Origin of the sequence: Nitrosomonas sp. Nm166 (assembly GCF_900112825.1) — a bacterium.
Taxonomy (GTDB): Bacteria; Pseudomonadota; Gammaproteobacteria; order Burkholderiales; family Nitrosomonadaceae; genus Nitrosomonas.
This window is the reverse complement of record NZ_FONE01000006.1, coordinates 31,660-48,657: the sequence shown is the minus strand read 5'-3', so window position 1 is coordinate 48,657 and position 16,998 is coordinate 31,660. Positions and strand designations below refer to the sequence as shown.

13 protein-coding genes and 1 pseudogene are annotated in these 16,998 nt (G+C 45.0%); 7 read left to right on the top strand and 7 right to left on the bottom strand.

Annotated features, from left to right (window positions below; genetic code table 11):
- Nucleotides 1-25: 25 nt before the first annotated feature.
- The 6 genes and pseudogenes from tatA to BM021_RS02980 all read left to right on the top strand — a co-directional run.
- Nucleotides 26-238 (top strand): annotated as a pseudogene (tatA, locus tag BM021_RS15945) (Sec-independent protein translocase subunit TatA); the annotation flags it as partial.
- Between the two features lie 248 nt (nt 239-486).
- Nucleotides 487-858, top strand: a complete 372-nt coding sequence (gene tatB, locus BM021_RS03000) for a Sec-independent protein translocase protein TatB (protein WP_090718731.1) — start codon at nt 487-489, stop codon at nt 856-858.
- Nucleotides 859-929: 71 nt separating this feature from the next.
- Nucleotides 930-1,724, top strand: a complete 795-nt coding sequence (gene tatC, locus BM021_RS02995; protein ID WP_090718844.1) for a twin-arginine translocase subunit TatC — start codon at nt 930-932, stop codon at nt 1,722-1,724.
- A gap of 118 nt (nt 1,725-1,842) precedes the next feature.
- On the top strand, nt 1,843-2,472 hold the full coding sequence (locus BM021_RS02990) for a hypothetical protein (RefSeq protein WP_090718729.1): 630 nt from the start codon (nt 1,843-1,845) through the stop codon (nt 2,470-2,472).
- A gap of 77 nt (nt 2,473-2,549) precedes the next feature.
- The gene (locus tag BM021_RS02985; protein WP_090718727.1) at nt 2,550-4,943 is read left to right on the top strand and encodes a heavy metal translocating P-type ATPase; all 2,394 of its coding nucleotides are present in this window, start codon (nt 2,550-2,552) and stop codon (nt 4,941-4,943) included.
- A gap of 22 nt (nt 4,944-4,965) precedes the next feature.
- On the top strand, nt 4,966-5,184 hold the full coding sequence (locus tag BM021_RS02980; protein ID WP_090718724.1) for a heavy-metal-associated domain-containing protein: 219 nt from the start codon (nt 4,966-4,968) through the stop codon (nt 5,182-5,184).
- 15 nt (nt 5,185-5,199) lie between these two features.
- On the opposite strand, the gene BM021_RS02975 is transcribed toward BM021_RS02980, so the two are convergent.
- From BM021_RS02975 to gatC, 7 genes are all read right to left on the bottom strand, one after another.
- Nucleotides 5,200-6,639 carry a mannose-1-phosphate guanylyltransferase/mannose-6-phosphate isomerase gene (locus tag BM021_RS02975; RefSeq protein ID WP_090718722.1) on the bottom strand — a complete coding sequence of 480 codons (1,440 nt, stop codon included), beginning with the start codon at nt 6,637-6,639 and terminating at the stop codon, nt 5,200-5,202.
- 380 nt (nt 6,640-7,019) lie between these two features.
- Nucleotides 7,020-9,794, bottom strand: a complete 2,775-nt coding sequence (locus BM021_RS02970) for a multicopper oxidase domain-containing protein (RefSeq protein WP_090718719.1) — start codon at nt 9,792-9,794, stop codon at nt 7,020-7,022.
- A gap of 37 nt (nt 9,795-9,831) precedes the next feature.
- Complete coding sequence (locus tag BM021_RS02965; RefSeq protein WP_090718717.1) at nt 9,832-10,830, bottom strand: multicopper oxidase domain-containing protein; 999 nt, start codon at nt 10,828-10,830, stop codon at nt 9,832-9,834.
- Nucleotides 10,831-11,056: 226 nt separating this feature from the next.
- Entirely contained in the window at nt 11,057-11,782 is a 726-nt protein-coding gene (locus BM021_RS02960) for a response regulator transcription factor (RefSeq protein ID WP_090718715.1), read from the bottom strand.
- Nucleotides 11,783-12,415: 633 nt separating this feature from the next.
- Complete coding sequence (gene gatB, locus BM021_RS02955; protein ID WP_090718713.1) at nt 12,416-13,855, bottom strand: Asp-tRNA(Asn)/Glu-tRNA(Gln) amidotransferase subunit GatB; 1,440 nt, start codon at nt 13,853-13,855, stop codon at nt 12,416-12,418.
- Between the two features lie 46 nt (nt 13,856-13,901).
- Entirely contained in the window at nt 13,902-15,350 is a 1,449-nt protein-coding gene (gatA, locus tag BM021_RS02950) for an Asp-tRNA(Asn)/Glu-tRNA(Gln) amidotransferase subunit GatA (RefSeq protein ID WP_090718711.1), read from the bottom strand.
- Nucleotides 15,351-15,450: 100 nt separating this feature from the next.
- Entirely contained in the window at nt 15,451-15,738 is a 288-nt protein-coding gene (gatC, locus tag BM021_RS02945; protein ID WP_090718709.1) for an Asp-tRNA(Asn)/Glu-tRNA(Gln) amidotransferase subunit GatC, read from the bottom strand.
- 136 nt (nt 15,739-15,874) lie between these two features.
- On the opposite strand from gatC, the gene BM021_RS02940 reads away from it, so the two are divergent.
- Nucleotides 15,875-16,933, top strand: coding sequence for a rod shape-determining protein (locus tag BM021_RS02940; protein WP_090718707.1), 1,059 nt, complete (start codon nt 15,875-15,877; stop codon nt 16,931-16,933).
- The last annotated feature ends 65 nt before the right edge of the window (nt 16,934-16,998 follow it).

Sequence of the window (16,998 nt, the reverse complement as noted above, 5' to 3'; positions counted from 1 at the left end):
TTCCATTTAACAGGAGGAAGTAATAATGGGTACATTCAGTATTTGGCATTGGATAATCGTATTAGTCATTGTCGTCCTGGTATTTGGTACCAAAAAATTACGTAATCTGGGCACAGATCTGGGAAATGCCATAAAAGGTTTTAAGGAAGGTATGAGAGAATCAGAAACCGAAAATACCATATCCCAATCAACGCCTATGAAGGAGCCAATCATAGAGATTGAGTCAAAGGGAGAAACTTCGGTGAATACCTTCAAGGAAAGCATCAAAGAAGAGCATCATGCTTCTACGAATACGAATCCCTCTGCCCCATCCACACCAATAAATAAAAACTCAACTGGAAGCAATGCGTTCCAGACAACGCATGTGAATAATCAGCCAGCTGATGTTGAAATCAAGGAAAAAACGCAAGCTAAAACTTAGGTGTTTGGCAGTTTATGCAATACAATCAATACGACTTATTGATACAGTTGAGTTAATGAAACAGCATGTTTGATATCAGTTTTATGGAATTGCTGGTCATTTCGGTAGTTGCATTAATTGTGATCGGACCTGAACGGTTGCCCACTGTAGCACGTACGCTGGGGCATTTATACGGTCGCTGCCGCAGCTTTGTTTATAACATCAGAACTGACATACATAACGAAATGCGCATGGAAGAACTGAGAAAAATGCAATCTTCTGTGCACGAAACAGTTCAGTCGATTGAGCATTCAGTGCAGCAAGACATTGATCAGTTGAAAAACGTTGCTGATGTCAAAGCGCAAGAGAATCCATCAACGAATTTTTCAGTATCACAGTCACCCGTTTCAGGCAGCTACGAAACTCCACACGGCACCCTCGATAAAGAAAAGAAATAGCAATCTAATAACTTTTATAGGATATCGATTGATGTGCCGCGTTCAACGTAATCATCCTTCTTGTGATTGCCATGCTTGAAGGCTCATTCCTGTCACACCTCGTAGAACTGCGCGCCAGGATCATATGCGCGTTAAGTGGACTCATGCTCGGCTTTATTCCGTGCGCTTTTTACGCCCGCGAACTCTATACGCTGTTGGCGCAACCACTGCTGGAGAAATTACCACAAGGTGGCCAGATGATTGCCACCGATGTCGCTACACCTTTTTTTGTACCGATGAAAGTCGCCATGATGGTAGCTTTTGTCATTACATTACCGCACACGTTGTACCAAATCTGGGCATTCATTGCACCCGGTCTATATTCCCATGAGAAACGCCTGGCTCTGCCTTTAGTCATCGGCAGCAGTTTTTTGTTCTTTTTTGGCATGGCATTCGCCTATTTTGCCGCGCTACCGTTGGTATTCGAGTTTATTACTTATTTTGCACCGGAAGGTGTTGCCGTGATGACTGATATCGGTAAATACCTAAGCTTTGTCTTATCGATGTTTATCGCTTTTGGTGTGACTTTTGAGGTACCCGTGCTTGTTATCATTTTGGTCAGAACAGGGGTAATTACGGTTGAAAAGCTAAAAGAAATTCGCCCCTACGTGATCGTCGGCGCATTTGTCATCGCAGCCATTTTTACACCACCTGATGTCATCTCACAATTCATGCTGGCAGTGCCTCTATGCCTTCTTTACGAATTAGGCATTATTGCTGCTACTTTTATGGTTAAAAACCACCATAACGAAACCCGGCTCAATCTGCCAGCGCAATCCGAGCAAGGTTCTTCAGGAAAGAAAGATACACCGAAGCAGGCAGATTGATCATTTTCGCCGTAATCCATAAGTATTCCAAAAATCGTTATAATGAAACCAACTCAATCCTTCCCAATCTAACAAAACGATTCATGATATTGATATCAATCTTGTCGGGAGATCAACGATGTCAAATAGCCGCCCTGCTGGTAATGCAGCGAAACCAGCTATCTTAATTGCGATTATTTTTAGCCTACTTGCTGTTAATACGCTATTTGCCCAATCATCAGATATAAACCAAAGCTATTCACAGCCTTCAAGGCTGCAAAACCAGCCAAGCCAACCTTTACCGGAAAGCCCCCCTGATCTGAACAGGCCGCCAAGAATAATTCATCGTGTCGGCACCGCCATTGGCAATCCCCGTAACAGTATTAGTATAAGAAGCACAGATGCTGGCCTCATACGCAGGCAACCGACTATATCAGGGTGCGTCAACTGCGGCATTATCGACTTCGTCAATAAAATTGGACAAGCCCCCGGCTTAAATGCTATCGCAGGTGGTGTCGTTGCCGGAACGGTCGCGCGGGAAGTTATTCATCTAACGCCACGCCCGCACGTGATAACTCATCCCAACACAACAGGGAGAATTCCTATTATTCAAGGAGGAAATATGGTTCATGCGGATCATCAGTATCATGTCGGCATCACCATGAGTGACGGCAGTCAAGCAATCATCGCACTTCCTGATGCATCCAATCTTCAGCAAGGCGATAGAATTCAGCTAATTGACGGCGTCTTAGTACTTGATCGTCAGTAAAAAACTATAACCCGGCGTTTAACCTGTCAATTAAGGTACAACTTCTTACAGATCCTTCACTAATTAGGAATTACCCATTGAACGCTCCAGCCCTCAAACAAATCGAATTACCCATTGAAGGTATGACTTGCGCTGCCTGCGCGGCGCGTATCGAAAAGAATCTGAACAAGCTTCCCGGTGTTCAGGCGGCCGTCAATTTCGCTAATGAGAAAGCCCATGTAAATTATGACGAAAGCCAAGTCAAAACTGACATGCTGATCGGTGTTATAAAAAAAGCCGGTTTTCATATTGCACCACGGTCTGTGCAATTGCAATTGCACAAAATGACCTGCACAGCCTGTGCTGGGCATATCGAAAAAGCGCTGAATAAATTGCCCGGTGTCTCAGCCACTGTGAATGTCGCAACCGAAACAGCCAAAGTTAGTTTCATGCCGGGTCTCGTGACGGTGGATGACTTAATTAATGCTGTGATCAATGCGGGTTATGGCGCGAACGAAATCAGCGAATTTAGCCATGCTGAAGAAAAAGCACGCCGGATGGCAGCATATCAAGCAGAATTACGTTTATTCTGGATTTCAGCAATTCTCACTCTACCGTTGGTGTTGCAGATGGGCGCCATGTTTTCCGGCGATCATGCGGACATGTTGCCCCGGTGGCTGCAATGGCTACTGGCAACTCCCGTGCAATTCTGGATAGGGCAGCGCTTCTATATTGGAGCTTGGCATTCTCTGCGTGGCGGTGGTGCCAATATGGATGTCCTCATCGCGTTAGGCACCAGCATGGCTTATTTTTTCAGTGCCGTGGTCACAGCATTCAGGCTGGATCAGCATGTCTATTTTGAGGCCAGTGCAGCTATCATTACGCTGGTTCTGCTGGGTAAATTGATGGAAGCCCGCGCCAAAGGAAAAACTTCTGAAGCTATCGAAGCCCTGATCAGATTACAGCCTAAAACGGCCCGTATTGAGCGCAACGGAGAAATCCTCGAAGTACCGGTCAGCAGTCTGCAAGTCAATGATATTTTTATTGTCCGGTCGGGTGAAAATCTGCCGGTCGATGGCATCGTCATTGAAGGAATCTCCAGCGTTAATGAATCCATGCTGACTGGCGAAAGCTTACCTGTTACTAAACAGGTGGAATCAAAAGTCTTCGCTGCCACCCAGAATCAGCAAGGCCTGCTCAAGTGTCGCGCAACCAGTGTCGGCGAACATACCCAACTGGCTGCCATTATTCGTCTGGTCGAAGAAGCGCAAGGCTCCAAGGCACCCATTCAACGCATGGCAGATACGATATCAGGGATATTTGTCCCGGTTGTCGTGGTGATCAGCATTCTGACCCTGGGAATTAGCTGGTGGCTTACAGATGACTTTGTTGCTGCGCTCATCAATGCCGTCGCCGTTTTAGTCATTGCCTGCCCGTGCGCCTTGGGACTGGCAACACCTACCGCGATCATGGTTGGCACCGGACGCGGCGCGCAGGCTGGCGTGCTGGTCAAAAATGCAGCCGCGCTGGAACATGCCGAGAAAATTCAAACCATCATTGTCGATAAAACTGGCACACTGACTGAGGGTAAACCGGAAGTTACCGACATTGTTCCCATTGCATCCATCAGTACGCAGGAGTTACTGCAAGTGGCGGCTTCGCTGGAACAAGGATCCGAACATCCGCTAGCCCGAGCAATTCTGGGCAGTGCGCAGAAAATGCAACTGCCCCTCCAATCCATTCAGGGTTTCTCTGCCGTCACCGGTAGTGGCGTTACAGCTCGCATGGATGACACACAATACCTGCTGGGTTCACCCAAATTTCTAGCCGAGCAAGGCACCATGATTGATGAAAAACAGATCACCGCCTTACAGGCAGAAGGCAAAACCGTCATCGGGATTGCATCTACTTCAGATAATACTCCCAAAGTGCTCGGTTATCTGGGCATCGCAGACCGCGTGCGTGATACCTCCTTCAAAGCCGTTGAACGTTTACAAGCGATGGGCATCGAAGTAGTTATGCTGACCGGTGACAATGCCGTAACAGCCTCTGCCGTCGCCAAACACACAGGCATTACGCAATATCGCGCTGAAGTCTTACCGCAAGATAAAGCCGCTGAAGTGATGAAGCTGAAAGCAAGCGGTAAATTTACCGCCATGGTCGGCGATGGTATCAACGACGCGCCGGCTCTGGCAGCTGCGGATGTGAGTTTCGCCATTGGTGCCGGTTCGGATGTCGCGATTGAAGCGGCCGATATCACCTTGATACGCAACGACTTGATGAGCGTCGCTGACGCGATCTCTCTGTCGCGTACTACACTCAAGAAAATCCGCCAAAACCTGTTCTTTGCTTTTATTTATAATGCGCTAGGTATTCCATTAGCTGCCATCGGCATGCTCAATCCGGTGATTGCCGGAGCCGCCATGGCCATGAGTTCCGTATCAGTCGTCAGCAATTCATTACTATTGAAGCGCTGGCAAGCCAATCATTAAAACTTTTCATAAAGGAACTACAATGCAAACAACCACTATCAAGATTAAAGGCATGACCTGCATGGGCTGCGTTAACAGCATTAAAACCGTCCTCAATAATTTGAAAGGAGTAAGCCGAGCCGAAGTTTCTCTCGACGCCGCTCAAGCAATCGTTCAGTATGACCCGACTGATATCAGTACTCATTTACTCAAAGAGACCATTATTGATGCAGGCTTTGAGGTAGTTGATGAGGATGAATAGGCGCGTCCTGATTCGCTAAATGGTGCGCCCATAAGAATCTTCGAATCTCACAATATCGTCTTCTCCAAGATAGGCTCCCGATTGCACTTCTATTAAATGCAGAGGAATTTTTCCAGGATTTTCCAGACGATGAGGTTTGCCCAGTGGAATATAAGTAGATTGATTTTCTGCGAACAAAGTTTCTTTATTTTCCACTGTCACTTTAGCAGTACCACTGACTACCACCCAATGTTCCGCTCTATGATGGTGCATTTGCAATGACAGCTTCCCCCCCGGTTTCACCATGATGCGCTTGACCTGAAATCGCTCTCCTCTATCAATACCCTCGTACCAGCCCCAGGGACGATGAATGCGCAAATGATCGAGATGCTCCTTGCGGCGATTGGACTCAAAATGCTGTATTGCAGCCTTAAGTTGCTGGGTTTTACTCTTGTGCATCACCAGCACGGCATCGGCCGTTTCTACCACAATAACGTCATCCAGACCAATCACGGAAACCAGGCGATCTTCTGCACGAATGTAACTTCGTTGAGTATCCATCACCAGCGTATCTCCACTCGTAAAGTTGCCATTCTCATCTTTAGGAGCAATCTGCCAAAGAGAATTCCACGATCCCACATCATTCCAACCCAACTGTACGGGTACAACAGCCGCACAATCAGTTACCTGCATAATGGCATAATCGATAGATTCTGATGGGCAAGCCATAAAATCATCCTTATCAGGACGGACAAAACCCAGATCCATGGTTCTCTTTTGCCAGGCTTTCTCGACAGTAGTAAAAATGTCTGGCCGGTGTCGTTGCAGTTCCTGCAGATAACGCTTAGCCGTAAAAACAAACATCCCGCTATTCCACGTATAACCACCCTTCTGCAGATAGGCTGTAGCAGTTTCCAGACTGGGCTTTTCGGAAAAGGATTGTACTTGATATGCAGTGAGCGAAGTGGCTGAGGCAAATGCAAGAGCTTCACCTATTTTAATATAGCCATAACCAGTTTCTGGTACATCAGGCATGATTCCAAAAGTGACGAGATAGCCTTCATGAGCAGCAATTATGGCTGTTTCCACAGCTTGTGCAAAAGCAGCCTGATCTTCGAGAACATGATCGGCTGGCAGTACGAGCATAATGGCATCTTCGTCGACCTGGGCAAGATGAAATGCGGCAAGCGCAATCGCTGGCGCCGTGTTGCGGCCAACCGATTCAAGGTAAATTGCTTCAGGTTGAATGCTGATCGCTTCACATTGCTCTTGGGTCAAAAATCGATATTCAGAATTGCACACAAGAATGGGGGCTTGGGCATTCAATAAAGCCGCTGCCCGCATCAGCGTTGCTTGCAGCATGGTTTCTTTACTAACCAGTGGCAATAGCTGTTTTGGGTAATTAGCGCGAGAAAGCGGCCATAACCGGGTGCCACTTCCACCGGAAAGAATGACGGGGTGAATGTTTGAATGCATTTTCTGAAATTATCCTTAACTTTGGCAAAATGGACGTCAGGCTAGAAGACCCAACAATCTTTATTAATTAATTCAAAGCAATCTAACAAATCGTTAGAAATAGCATAACGTATTCCTGTTGCGTAGTTCGAACTAAATACTCATAAGAAATTAAAGCAATAAATATTATACAGATCAGAAACTACACAAATTAATCAATTAATACTTATTATCCAGCTTATATCTACTCCTCCTTGAGGTTAACAATATTGATGCATAATGACTCGCAGAGCTATCTTTATCTCCGATAAAAGATATTAACTTATAAAATGAAAACGGCTACTCGCCTTAGCGAGTAGCCGTCTCAAGAAAATAGCCTTTCTATTCTATCAAATTAATTATTAATCAATTGGATTCTGCTGTGCAGTCGTCAAACCTTCCTTCCAATGGGCAGGGAGATTCTGCACCCAGCCATTATAAACATTCGGAACGGCCAGAACCCCTTGCCCACCAAATCCCGGTAAGCCACTGACAGTATCATCTTTGGCGCTCTCCGCACTCTCAACCAGAGAAACATAACCAGCGATCTTTGCATCATTTAAGTTGCCATCACCATTTGGATCTGGGTCTACTACAATCAGCCGGTTAGAGAATTTGTTTGTGACATAGGCATAATACCCTCCGCCTTGTTTTGCGCCGAAATTTGCGCCGTGACAACCTGGGTCACAAGGCAGCATCTTGACGATACTATCTGTAGCTGTATCAACAATAACAATCTGCCCACCCATCGCAGCAATGACGACTGCTTTCCCATCCGGTGAAACGGGTACTTGAATGGGAAGCACACCAACTGCAATTTCTCCATTTCCGTCCTTGTCTGAAAAAGCTCCATTAATAGGATCATAGTCAGCAATGAGATTAATGGTTTTTGTTAACGCACCTGTATTACCGTCAAGCACACTTAAAGAATGATGCAACAGGTTAGTGGCGTAAATTTTGCTGGAATCCGGCATCATGCCAATGGCAACCGGATGCGCACCCGGGATGTTTTGCCCTGTTGCTGTTCTGGCTTGTATGCCACCAGTAGCTCCATAAATACCAACATCATCAGTATTAATATTAGGCGTAACGATCCTGGAGCCATCTGCACTTACCCAGTGACCATGTGGATGAGCAGAAATATGTCCATGCGCCTGAGTTGGCAGCATTTTAGTAACACTTGTTGTTCCAGCTGGCATCATCGAAATGCCATTTTCACCATTGATAACGATGGTCAAATCATCCGTTGATGGCAATGTCATTACATGAGAGGGTGCATATCCTACTCGAATGTTCTTGATTAATTTACCATTTTCACGATTAATCATCGTAATCTTATTATCAAACCACTGTGTTTGATAAATGACGGATTGATCTCTGTTGACCCACATGTTATGTGGATTATTGTTGTTGATCTGTGGTAGTGCGACTTTACGTTTAACTGTCCAATTGCTCGCATCAACCACGGTAGTAGTGCCCGGTTTGTACTTGCCAGCGGTTTTCTCGAACTGAGTGTTAACCCACACTTCTCCCACGCCTGGTGTTAATGGAACCTTACCTGCAGGAAGTGCTGCATTGATGACATTAAGAGCAGATAAGGATAATTTGTATCCATTTCCGTCATCCGCAACATTGCCAAATGGCGCTCCAGAAATCCTCACTGGCAACGTGGGAAATCTTACGTTCCAAATACCGGAAGAATAATCCTGCCAATTATCTGGCGAAGTGGTGATAAAAAACGTATTCAATAAACGAACAGCAAGATCACTGCTCGTTGGCAACTCTTTAATACCTGCAACCAGATCAACGGTATAGTTAGTTTCCGGATTCCCTAAATCAAGCCCCTCCGTGGCAGGATCGTCGACAATAACTGCACCGAACATATAAGGATGGACTTTGCAAGTAAATACATAAAGCCCAGGTGTATCCAATTTGACAATTGCCCCACCACGGTAGGCATCGGTTTGGCCAAAAGGCATATGATGCGCGCCCGTAGGCCATAACAAGGAACTGATGGTATGCACGGCATTGGTATCTGACATGACAAAGTTAACACTACTGCCCGGAGAGATTACTTCCAGGGATTTGGTTTTAATGTCTAAGCTAATTCCATTCGCATCAGTAAGGGCGGCAATAGCATCACCACGCGCGCTTCTAAACCAGCTGGCAGGTTCATCGGTAACTTCAAAAGTTACCAAGCCTGGCTCGTCCTTTGGACCCAGTAAAATTCTGCCGTAGGGTGACGCACCTACAACACTGGCACCATTCCCACCAGCAGGATCAACCCGGAAGCTGCCGTGCATGCCTGCCTCCATATGCGCAAACAAGTGACAATGATATTGCCAATCCCCAACGCCGACACCCGTTCCTGCTTTGATAGTGAATGCATGACTATCTGCACCTTCTTTCAGCAATTTAGTATCAATAATTTCATTTGTTCCTGTCTTCAGCCAGCGATGCGCGTGTAAATGAAAGGTATGCCCTGGCCCTACTGATAAGACATGAAAACGGACAATATCGTTTTCGACCGCTGCCGGATTGGGATTGGCCCACAACGGTTTTTGCGTGCCATCTTTAGCTATTTCGGTGCCCCAGAAAGTAGAACCGACCATAAATAAAACAAATTGTTTATCCACGTCGGCTTGAGTAACGGGAACAACGCTGCCATCCGCATTAATATAGCTATCTACCGGACCATTAGGTTTATCAACAATAAATGCGCCAAACAAACCCAGCAATTCTCTTCCATCACCGTGATAGGCATAGGTCCCTGCTTTGTTAGCCAAAACAGTATATTTCTGGACCTGTCCCGGGCGTGTTCTGGTAGTATTTTTGTTTTTCAGACCCGGCACCTTAAACCCCACTTCAGATGCGGTTTCGTTGAAGAGCGTTACATTTACCACATCACCCTGTTTTACAAATAAAGCCGGGCCAGGAATGACAGCTTCTGCATTGCTGCCGCCTTCAGTCCCACCCAAAGCATAGCCCAATTGACCATTAGGTAAGGTTTTGGCGGTAATCGTAAAGTAATGTGTTGCTGCCAATGCCATGGGTGATATCAGAAATATCACAGCAAACAGTATGAAAACCGTCAGCATCGAGACCGAATTTCTTAATTTAAAAATATTGTTATTCATGGTGTTATCCTGTTTTTGTAAGGTATGTTTTTCAGGTTTATTGAACCTTAAACTTACCTACCATGCCCATTAGTCTATTAGAAAAGTTGTTATCCATATACCGTGCACTATTCTTCGCCTTAACAGTAAATACATGCTTCTCCAGCGGACCGATTAAAACTTGATGGATAAGGTTATGTGTTCCCGGATCGAGCCATTGATAACCATCCAGAACAAATTTGTGGATATCTGTGCCCATAGCAATCAAATGAAACCTGACATCGCTATTTTTAACAGCACCCAAGGATGGATTGACGCCATGTTTTGATTGTTTCTGAGTAACCCCATCAATTTCCATTCCCCAGAAAGCATCATCTCCCAAATAGAGCACATACTCTTTAGCATAATGGGGAGCACCAATCGGCTTCACAATGATGGCGCCAAAAAGTCCCTTATTTTCTGAGCCGTTATGGCTCTCGAAATTATGATCATGGTAGGGCCAGGTACCCGCGGTTCCGTGAGCAACATTCCATTTGTATTCATAGCTTGTATGTGTTGCTTCCGGTCCATTACCGGCTCCCTCGTCATCGTGTTTATTAATCACTTTAAGGGTGCCGTCGCTGAGTATGTCGTAATGAACGCCATGTACATGTATGCTGACTTGCTTACTGATACCAGGTGTATGCGTAAAAGCGCCTGAAATTGCATTTTCAATTGTCAAATAAACTGTATCACCTTCGGTTAATACAATTGTAGGACCAGGAATTGTAGCTGCAGGACTATAGCGACTCGTGATATCTACGCCATCAATCGTATGATTTAGCATTTTGTAAGCCAGTAGCTTATTGCCAAATCCATCATCCTGAGTTTCTTCTGCTGTCAATCGAATAATATGCTCCCCTGCATAACTCTTTGCAATGAGCACGAAAGACAATGCCAGAACAAGCCACACCATAGGCAACTTTCTTAACCAGGTGTGATGCGGCGTGTATTGCGTGGCATCAGAATTCTCAGAGAATTCTGTGGCACAGCAAAGTTGATTGAGCTGAAACAGCATTTTTAATATTCCTCCTTAAATGTAAAACTACCTATCAAGTTAAAGCTTGCGTAGAAATATCCGCGACAAATCAATAGATATCTTTGAGGCTGGCGATTTTCTTAAAAAGCTCACATCGAGCTCTGAGGAATAGTTTTACAGCCTGCCATCAGTTCAATTTAGCGGAAGAATAATTTTATCAACTCTATTTTCAGAGAAATAGATGCTATTTGTCCTGAAAATACAGCTATTTTTCTTGATCTTCAGGGAAAGATATCCCGCATGTATGAGAATCTTTGAAGTGATTAAACAGCGGCGCTTTTAGACACAATTCAATTTGCTTTTTAACACCGATTTTTTTATAAATTATTGATAATTGATTACGTACGGTTTTTTCTGCAATGCACAGTTGCAAACTTATTTCCTTAGCAGATAAACCCTTGCAAGCGAGATAAGCGACTTGACGCTCACTCTCACTCAATTTTGGAAATGGCAACGCCTTAACATCGGTTAGAATTTCGGGTGACAGATTGGCATTAAACTGCGCTTGCCATAGCAGCTTGGTAATATGGCGGTCAAACCAGATTTGACCTGCATAAATTGCGTGGATGGCTTTCAGCAATAATTCAGAAGAATGCTGTTTGCTAATAATGCCTACCACCCCTGAACGAAATATTTCTAGGCAAGTTTGCTCATTATAGCTGTGAGAAAAGGCCAGCACCTTTATTTGGGGACAAGCATTTAATAATTTGGAAATATGCTCAATACAATTGCCATTATTTAACTGCAAATCAACCAGAACCACATCCGGCTTATGCTGCATCGCCAAATCGACCAAATCTTCTACACAGCGGGTTTCGGCTACCAAGCATATAACCGGATGATTCTCGAATAATACACGTAACCCCATGCGCACAAGCTCAAAGCTCTCCGCCACCAATATGCGTATGTTTGCGTGAGATTGCTCAGCCATACTTTTAGGTTTACTTATAAACCAGCAAATGCAGAGCCTGAGCCAGAATTTGAGTCATCACTTGCAATTAATATTTTTCTTTTGAGACTCGCGATTAAGTAAATAGATAGAGCAGAAACACTACTATCTATCTAATTTAACTAAGATATAATTTTATCAAATCTTTTTTTCGAGATATAGATGTCATTTGTCCTCAATATATGGTTATTTTTGTTTAATTCATCGGGCAAAATATCCCGAGTTGATAGGATTACTGGAAATATTCCTGCCCTGCCCCAACCATTTCTCCTTGCTTAACGCTACGCCATGATCTTTTTATTAAAAATATTCCATTTCTACTGATAAGTTATTAAGAAGCAGCAGGCATTGTCGATTGGCACGGAAAGTATATGTTCAAAGTTAAATTCACATATTGATTTAACGCAAGGATCAGCACTGAGCCCAATCACGATAGCTAACCGCAGATTCTGATGAAAAATGAAAGAAACTGGGAGCGAGGTATAACGAAGAATTTTTGCATAATACTTTGCAAATGAAGTAACTTAACTGCAGGATGTATTGCAGCGTTGCGAAAAACACTCACCCATAACAGAGCCATGGATCAGTGTAAAAAATCATCCCCAAAACACAGGCTTATCCTGTCAGCTTTTTCTTCAAAATAGCATTGACTTGCGCTGGATTAGCTTTACCTTGAGTAGCTTTCATGACCTGACCGATCAACGAGTTAAAGGCTTTTTCCTTGCCATTGCGATAATCGGACACTTGTTGTGCATTGGCAGCCAGCACTTCATCCACCAATTTCTCAATAGCGCTGTCATCTGAAATCTGTTTCAAACCTTTGGCTTCAATAATAGCGTCTACATTTTTATCCAGCTCGCCATTCCACATACTTTCAAAAACCGACTTGGCGGCTTTACCGGAAATGGTGCCGTCGCTAATACGTGTCAGCAATGCACCGAGTTGAGCAGGACTGATAGGACAATCTGTGATTTCAATCCCCTCTTTATTCAGTTGCCCGCTAATCTCGCCCATAATCCAATTGGCACACAGCTTGGCCTGGGTAGGTAAATGTTTTACTGTATTTTCAAAATAATCCGCTACTTCACGAGAATTTGTTAGAACGTTAGCATCATAAGCTGATAAGCCAAATTCGTTGACATAACGTCTGCGCCGGGCTGGGGGTAATTCGGGAAGCGCTTCTTTTAATTGATCAATCCAGCTTTGCGTAATTTCCAAGGGCAATAAGTCCGGATCGGGAAAATAGCGGTAGTCATTGGCATCTTCCTTGGTGCGCATGGTGCGTGTTTCGTCTTTATTGGCATCGTATAAGCGGGTTTCCTGGCGAATGATACCCCCATCTTCGAGAATTTCAATTTGCCTTCTGGCTTCATAATCGATCGCTTTCTCAAGAAAACGAAATGAGTTCAGATTCTTGATTTCACAGCGTGTACCGAATTTCTCCGTACCGCGAGGACGTACCGAGACATTCGCATCACAGCGAAACGATCCTTCTTGCATATTGCCGTCACAAATGCCGATCCAGCGCACCAGTGCATGCAATGTTTTCGCATACGCCACCGCCTCTTCGCTGCTGTGCATGTCCGGCTCAGAGACAATCTCCAGTAATGGCGTACCCGCCCGATTCAAATCAATGCCACTCATGCCATGAAAATCCTCATGCAGCGATTTACCGGCATCTTCTTCCAGATGGGCACGTGTCAGACGGATATTCTTTTCAACCTTACCTACTTGAATTTGAATGTTACCGCCTTGCACTACCGGCAATTCGTATTGACTGATCTGATAACCTTTAGGTAAATCAGGATAAAAATAATTTTTGCGCGCAAAGATGGAAGATGAATTGATTCTCGCATCTACTGATAAACCAAACTTAATCGCCTGTTCAACCGCGCCTTTATTGAGTACCGGTAAGACTCCCGGCAGCGCCAGATCGACTACACACGCCTGAGTGTTGGGCGGCGCGCCATAGGCAGTGGAAGCGCCCGAGAAGATTTTGGATCGCGTTGAAAGTTGGGCATGTACCTCAAGGCCAATGACTATTTCCCATTGCATGATTAATTTTCCGACAAAATTTACAGTTCCAGGAATAAATAGTTCTTTAAACGGGCGATTTTAAATGCCAGTCAGTTACCTGTTGATATTGGTGTGCGACATTCAGCATCTGCGCTTCCATAAAATAATTACCAATGATATGCAAACCGATCGGCCGATTCTTATCACCAAAACCAACCGGAATCGACATGGCTGGCAGTCCAGTTAAATTGGCCGCACTGGTGTAGATATCCGACAAATACATCTGAATAGGATCATTGCTTTTTTCTCCCAGATTAAAGGCAACCGTAGGGGTTGTGGGTCCCATGAGAATGTCGCATTGCCTGTAGGCTTCAGTAAAATCCTGTGCAATCAGGCGGCGCACTTTCTGCGCTTTAATGTAATACGCATCGTAATAACCATGCGATAAAACATAAGTACCGATGAGAATACGCCGCTTCACTTCGGTACCGAAACCTTCCGCACGCGTTTTGCGGTACATATCACCCAGATCATTGTAAGACTTTGCGCGATACCCATAGCGAACCCCGTCAAAACGGGATAAATTACTCGATGCTTCAGCAGGTGCCAAAACATAATAAACCGGAATCGATAAAGGCGCGTTCGGTAACGACACGTCAACTGTCTCTGCACCCAATTTACGATACTCATCCAAGGCCTTCTCTATCGCGCTTTCGACATCTTTACTCATGCCTTTGGCAAAATATTCCTTGGGTAGGCCAATCCGCAAACCCGCCAATGGTTTTTGCAGATCCCGTGTGTAACCTTCAGTGTCACGTTGCAGGCTGGTTGAGTCGCGCGGGTCAAACCCGACCATCACATTCAACAGCAGCGCCAGATCTTCTGCCGATTTGGCCATAGGGCCGCCCTGGTCCAGGCTGGAGGCAAAGGCAATCATGCCATACCGGGACACCAGCCCATACGTCGGTTTAATTCCTGAAATGCCGCATAGTGCTGCTGGCTGGCGAATGGAGCCGCCGGTATCCGTGCCGGTTGCCGCAGGTGTCAGTCGTGCTGCAACCGCGCATGCTGCGCCGCCTGAGCTGCCACCGGGCACTGCCAAAATATCCCATGGATTTTTCACCGGACCATAAAAGGATGTTTCGTTGCTCGACCCCATGGCAAACTCATCCATATTGGTCTTGCCAATATTAACCATGCCTGCCTGATCAAAACGTTCAATGACACCAGCATCATACGGTGAAACAAAATTCGACAGCATTTTTGAACCGCAGGTTGTCAGCCAGCCTTTGGCGCAGAAAATATCTTTCTGGGCAATGGGTATGCCTGTCAGTGGACCTGCTCGCCCCGAGGCAAGCATCTTATCCGCAACTTGCGCTTGTGCAAGGCTTTTTTCCTCATTCACAGTGATAAATGCGTTGTACTTAGGATTCAGTTCCCTGATGCGTTTGAGAAATTCAGTAGTCAGTTCAGTACTTGAAATTTTTTTTTCGGCAAGTTGACTCGAGAGCTGTTTAAGGCTGTCATTAAACATGGTATTTACTGATAGAGAAATGAAATGTTGCGTATAGTATAATTATTGTTCTTTGATGCCGAGATACTTTTTTAGCCCACTTTGTTACTTCATTTTTAATTTACTCAATAACTTGTGGAACCAGATAGAGGCCTGCTTCAACTTGTGGTGCTATCGATTGGCATAATTCTCGCTGATCGGTTTCGGTGATCTCATCTTCACGCAAACGCTGCACAACACTTTGGGCATGGAACATAGGCTCCACTGTTGATGTATCTACCGATTGCATCGCTTCAATTAGATTAAAAATGCCGGATAACTGAGTCAGCATGGCTTTTGCCTCTTCCTCGTTAATTTCAATATAAGCAAGATCAGCAATACGTCTTACATCATTCACTGATAGGGTCATGTCAAATGGGTAACCTTATATTTAAATAAGTATTAGGGTATCATGCCCGGTTTAACCGGCGTATTATTTTTTAATAGTTTTATTTTATTATTCGCTCCCTCATAAATCATAATTATTAATATCGGATTTTGCCACTATGTTTAATTTCTTGAACAACAATATTCTTGGAAGCTATTTCTCAACAGATATGGCGATCGATCTGGGCACAGCAAATACACTGATTTATGTCCACGGCCAAGGTATCGTACTAGATGAACCTTCTGTAGTAGCAATCCGGGAAGAAAGCGGTGACAACGGTAAGAAAATGATCCAGCAAGTGGGTCTTGCAGCCAAGCAGATGTTGGGCCGCACCCCTGGCAACATCACAGCCATCCGCCCTATGAAAGACGGTGTGATTGCAGATTTCACCGTTACCGAACAAATGCTCAAGATGTTCATCAGAAAAGTAAATCCTCCTCGTCTGTTTTCAGCCAATCCGCGTATCGTGATTTGCGTACCTTATGGCTCTACGCAAGTGGAACGTCGCGCCATCCGGGAAGCTGCTTTTGGTGCCGGTGCCCGCAAAGTTGAACTCATTGAAGAGCCAATGGCAGCAGCATTAGGCGCAGATCTTCCCGTTGAATCACCTACCGGTTCTATGGTGGTCGATATCGGAGGCGGCACCACAGAGGTCGGCATTATTTCTCTGGGCGGTATTGTTTATTCCAATTCTGTACGCGTAGGCGGTGATAAATTCGATGAAGCGATCATCAATTATATTCGTCGCAACTATGGCATGCTGATTGGTGAAGTCACCGCAGAAATCATTAAGAAAGAGATCGGTTCAGCCTTTCCAGGCTCCGAGGTACGAGAAATCGAAGTTAAAGGACGCAATCTTGCGGAAGGAATTCCGCGTAGTTTTACAATTTCCAGCAATGAAATTCTGGAAGCATTAACAGAACCTCTCAATAGTATTGTCAGTGCCGTTAAGACTGCCCTCGAGCACACCCCACCGGAATTGGGAGCGGATATTGCGGAGAGTGGTATGGTGATGACCGGCGGCGGCGCCTTATTGCGTGACATTGACCGTTTATTAATGGAAGAGACTGGCTTATCTGTGATTGTTGCAGATGATCCACTTACCTGTGTAGTTCGTGGGTCCGGTATTGCTCTGGAAAATATGGATCGCACGATTGGCATTTTTGCCCGTGATTAAACAAGGCTAGTTATTAATCTCCTTTTTACTCAAGAAATTAAAAAAGACCAGATTTTAAATACTGG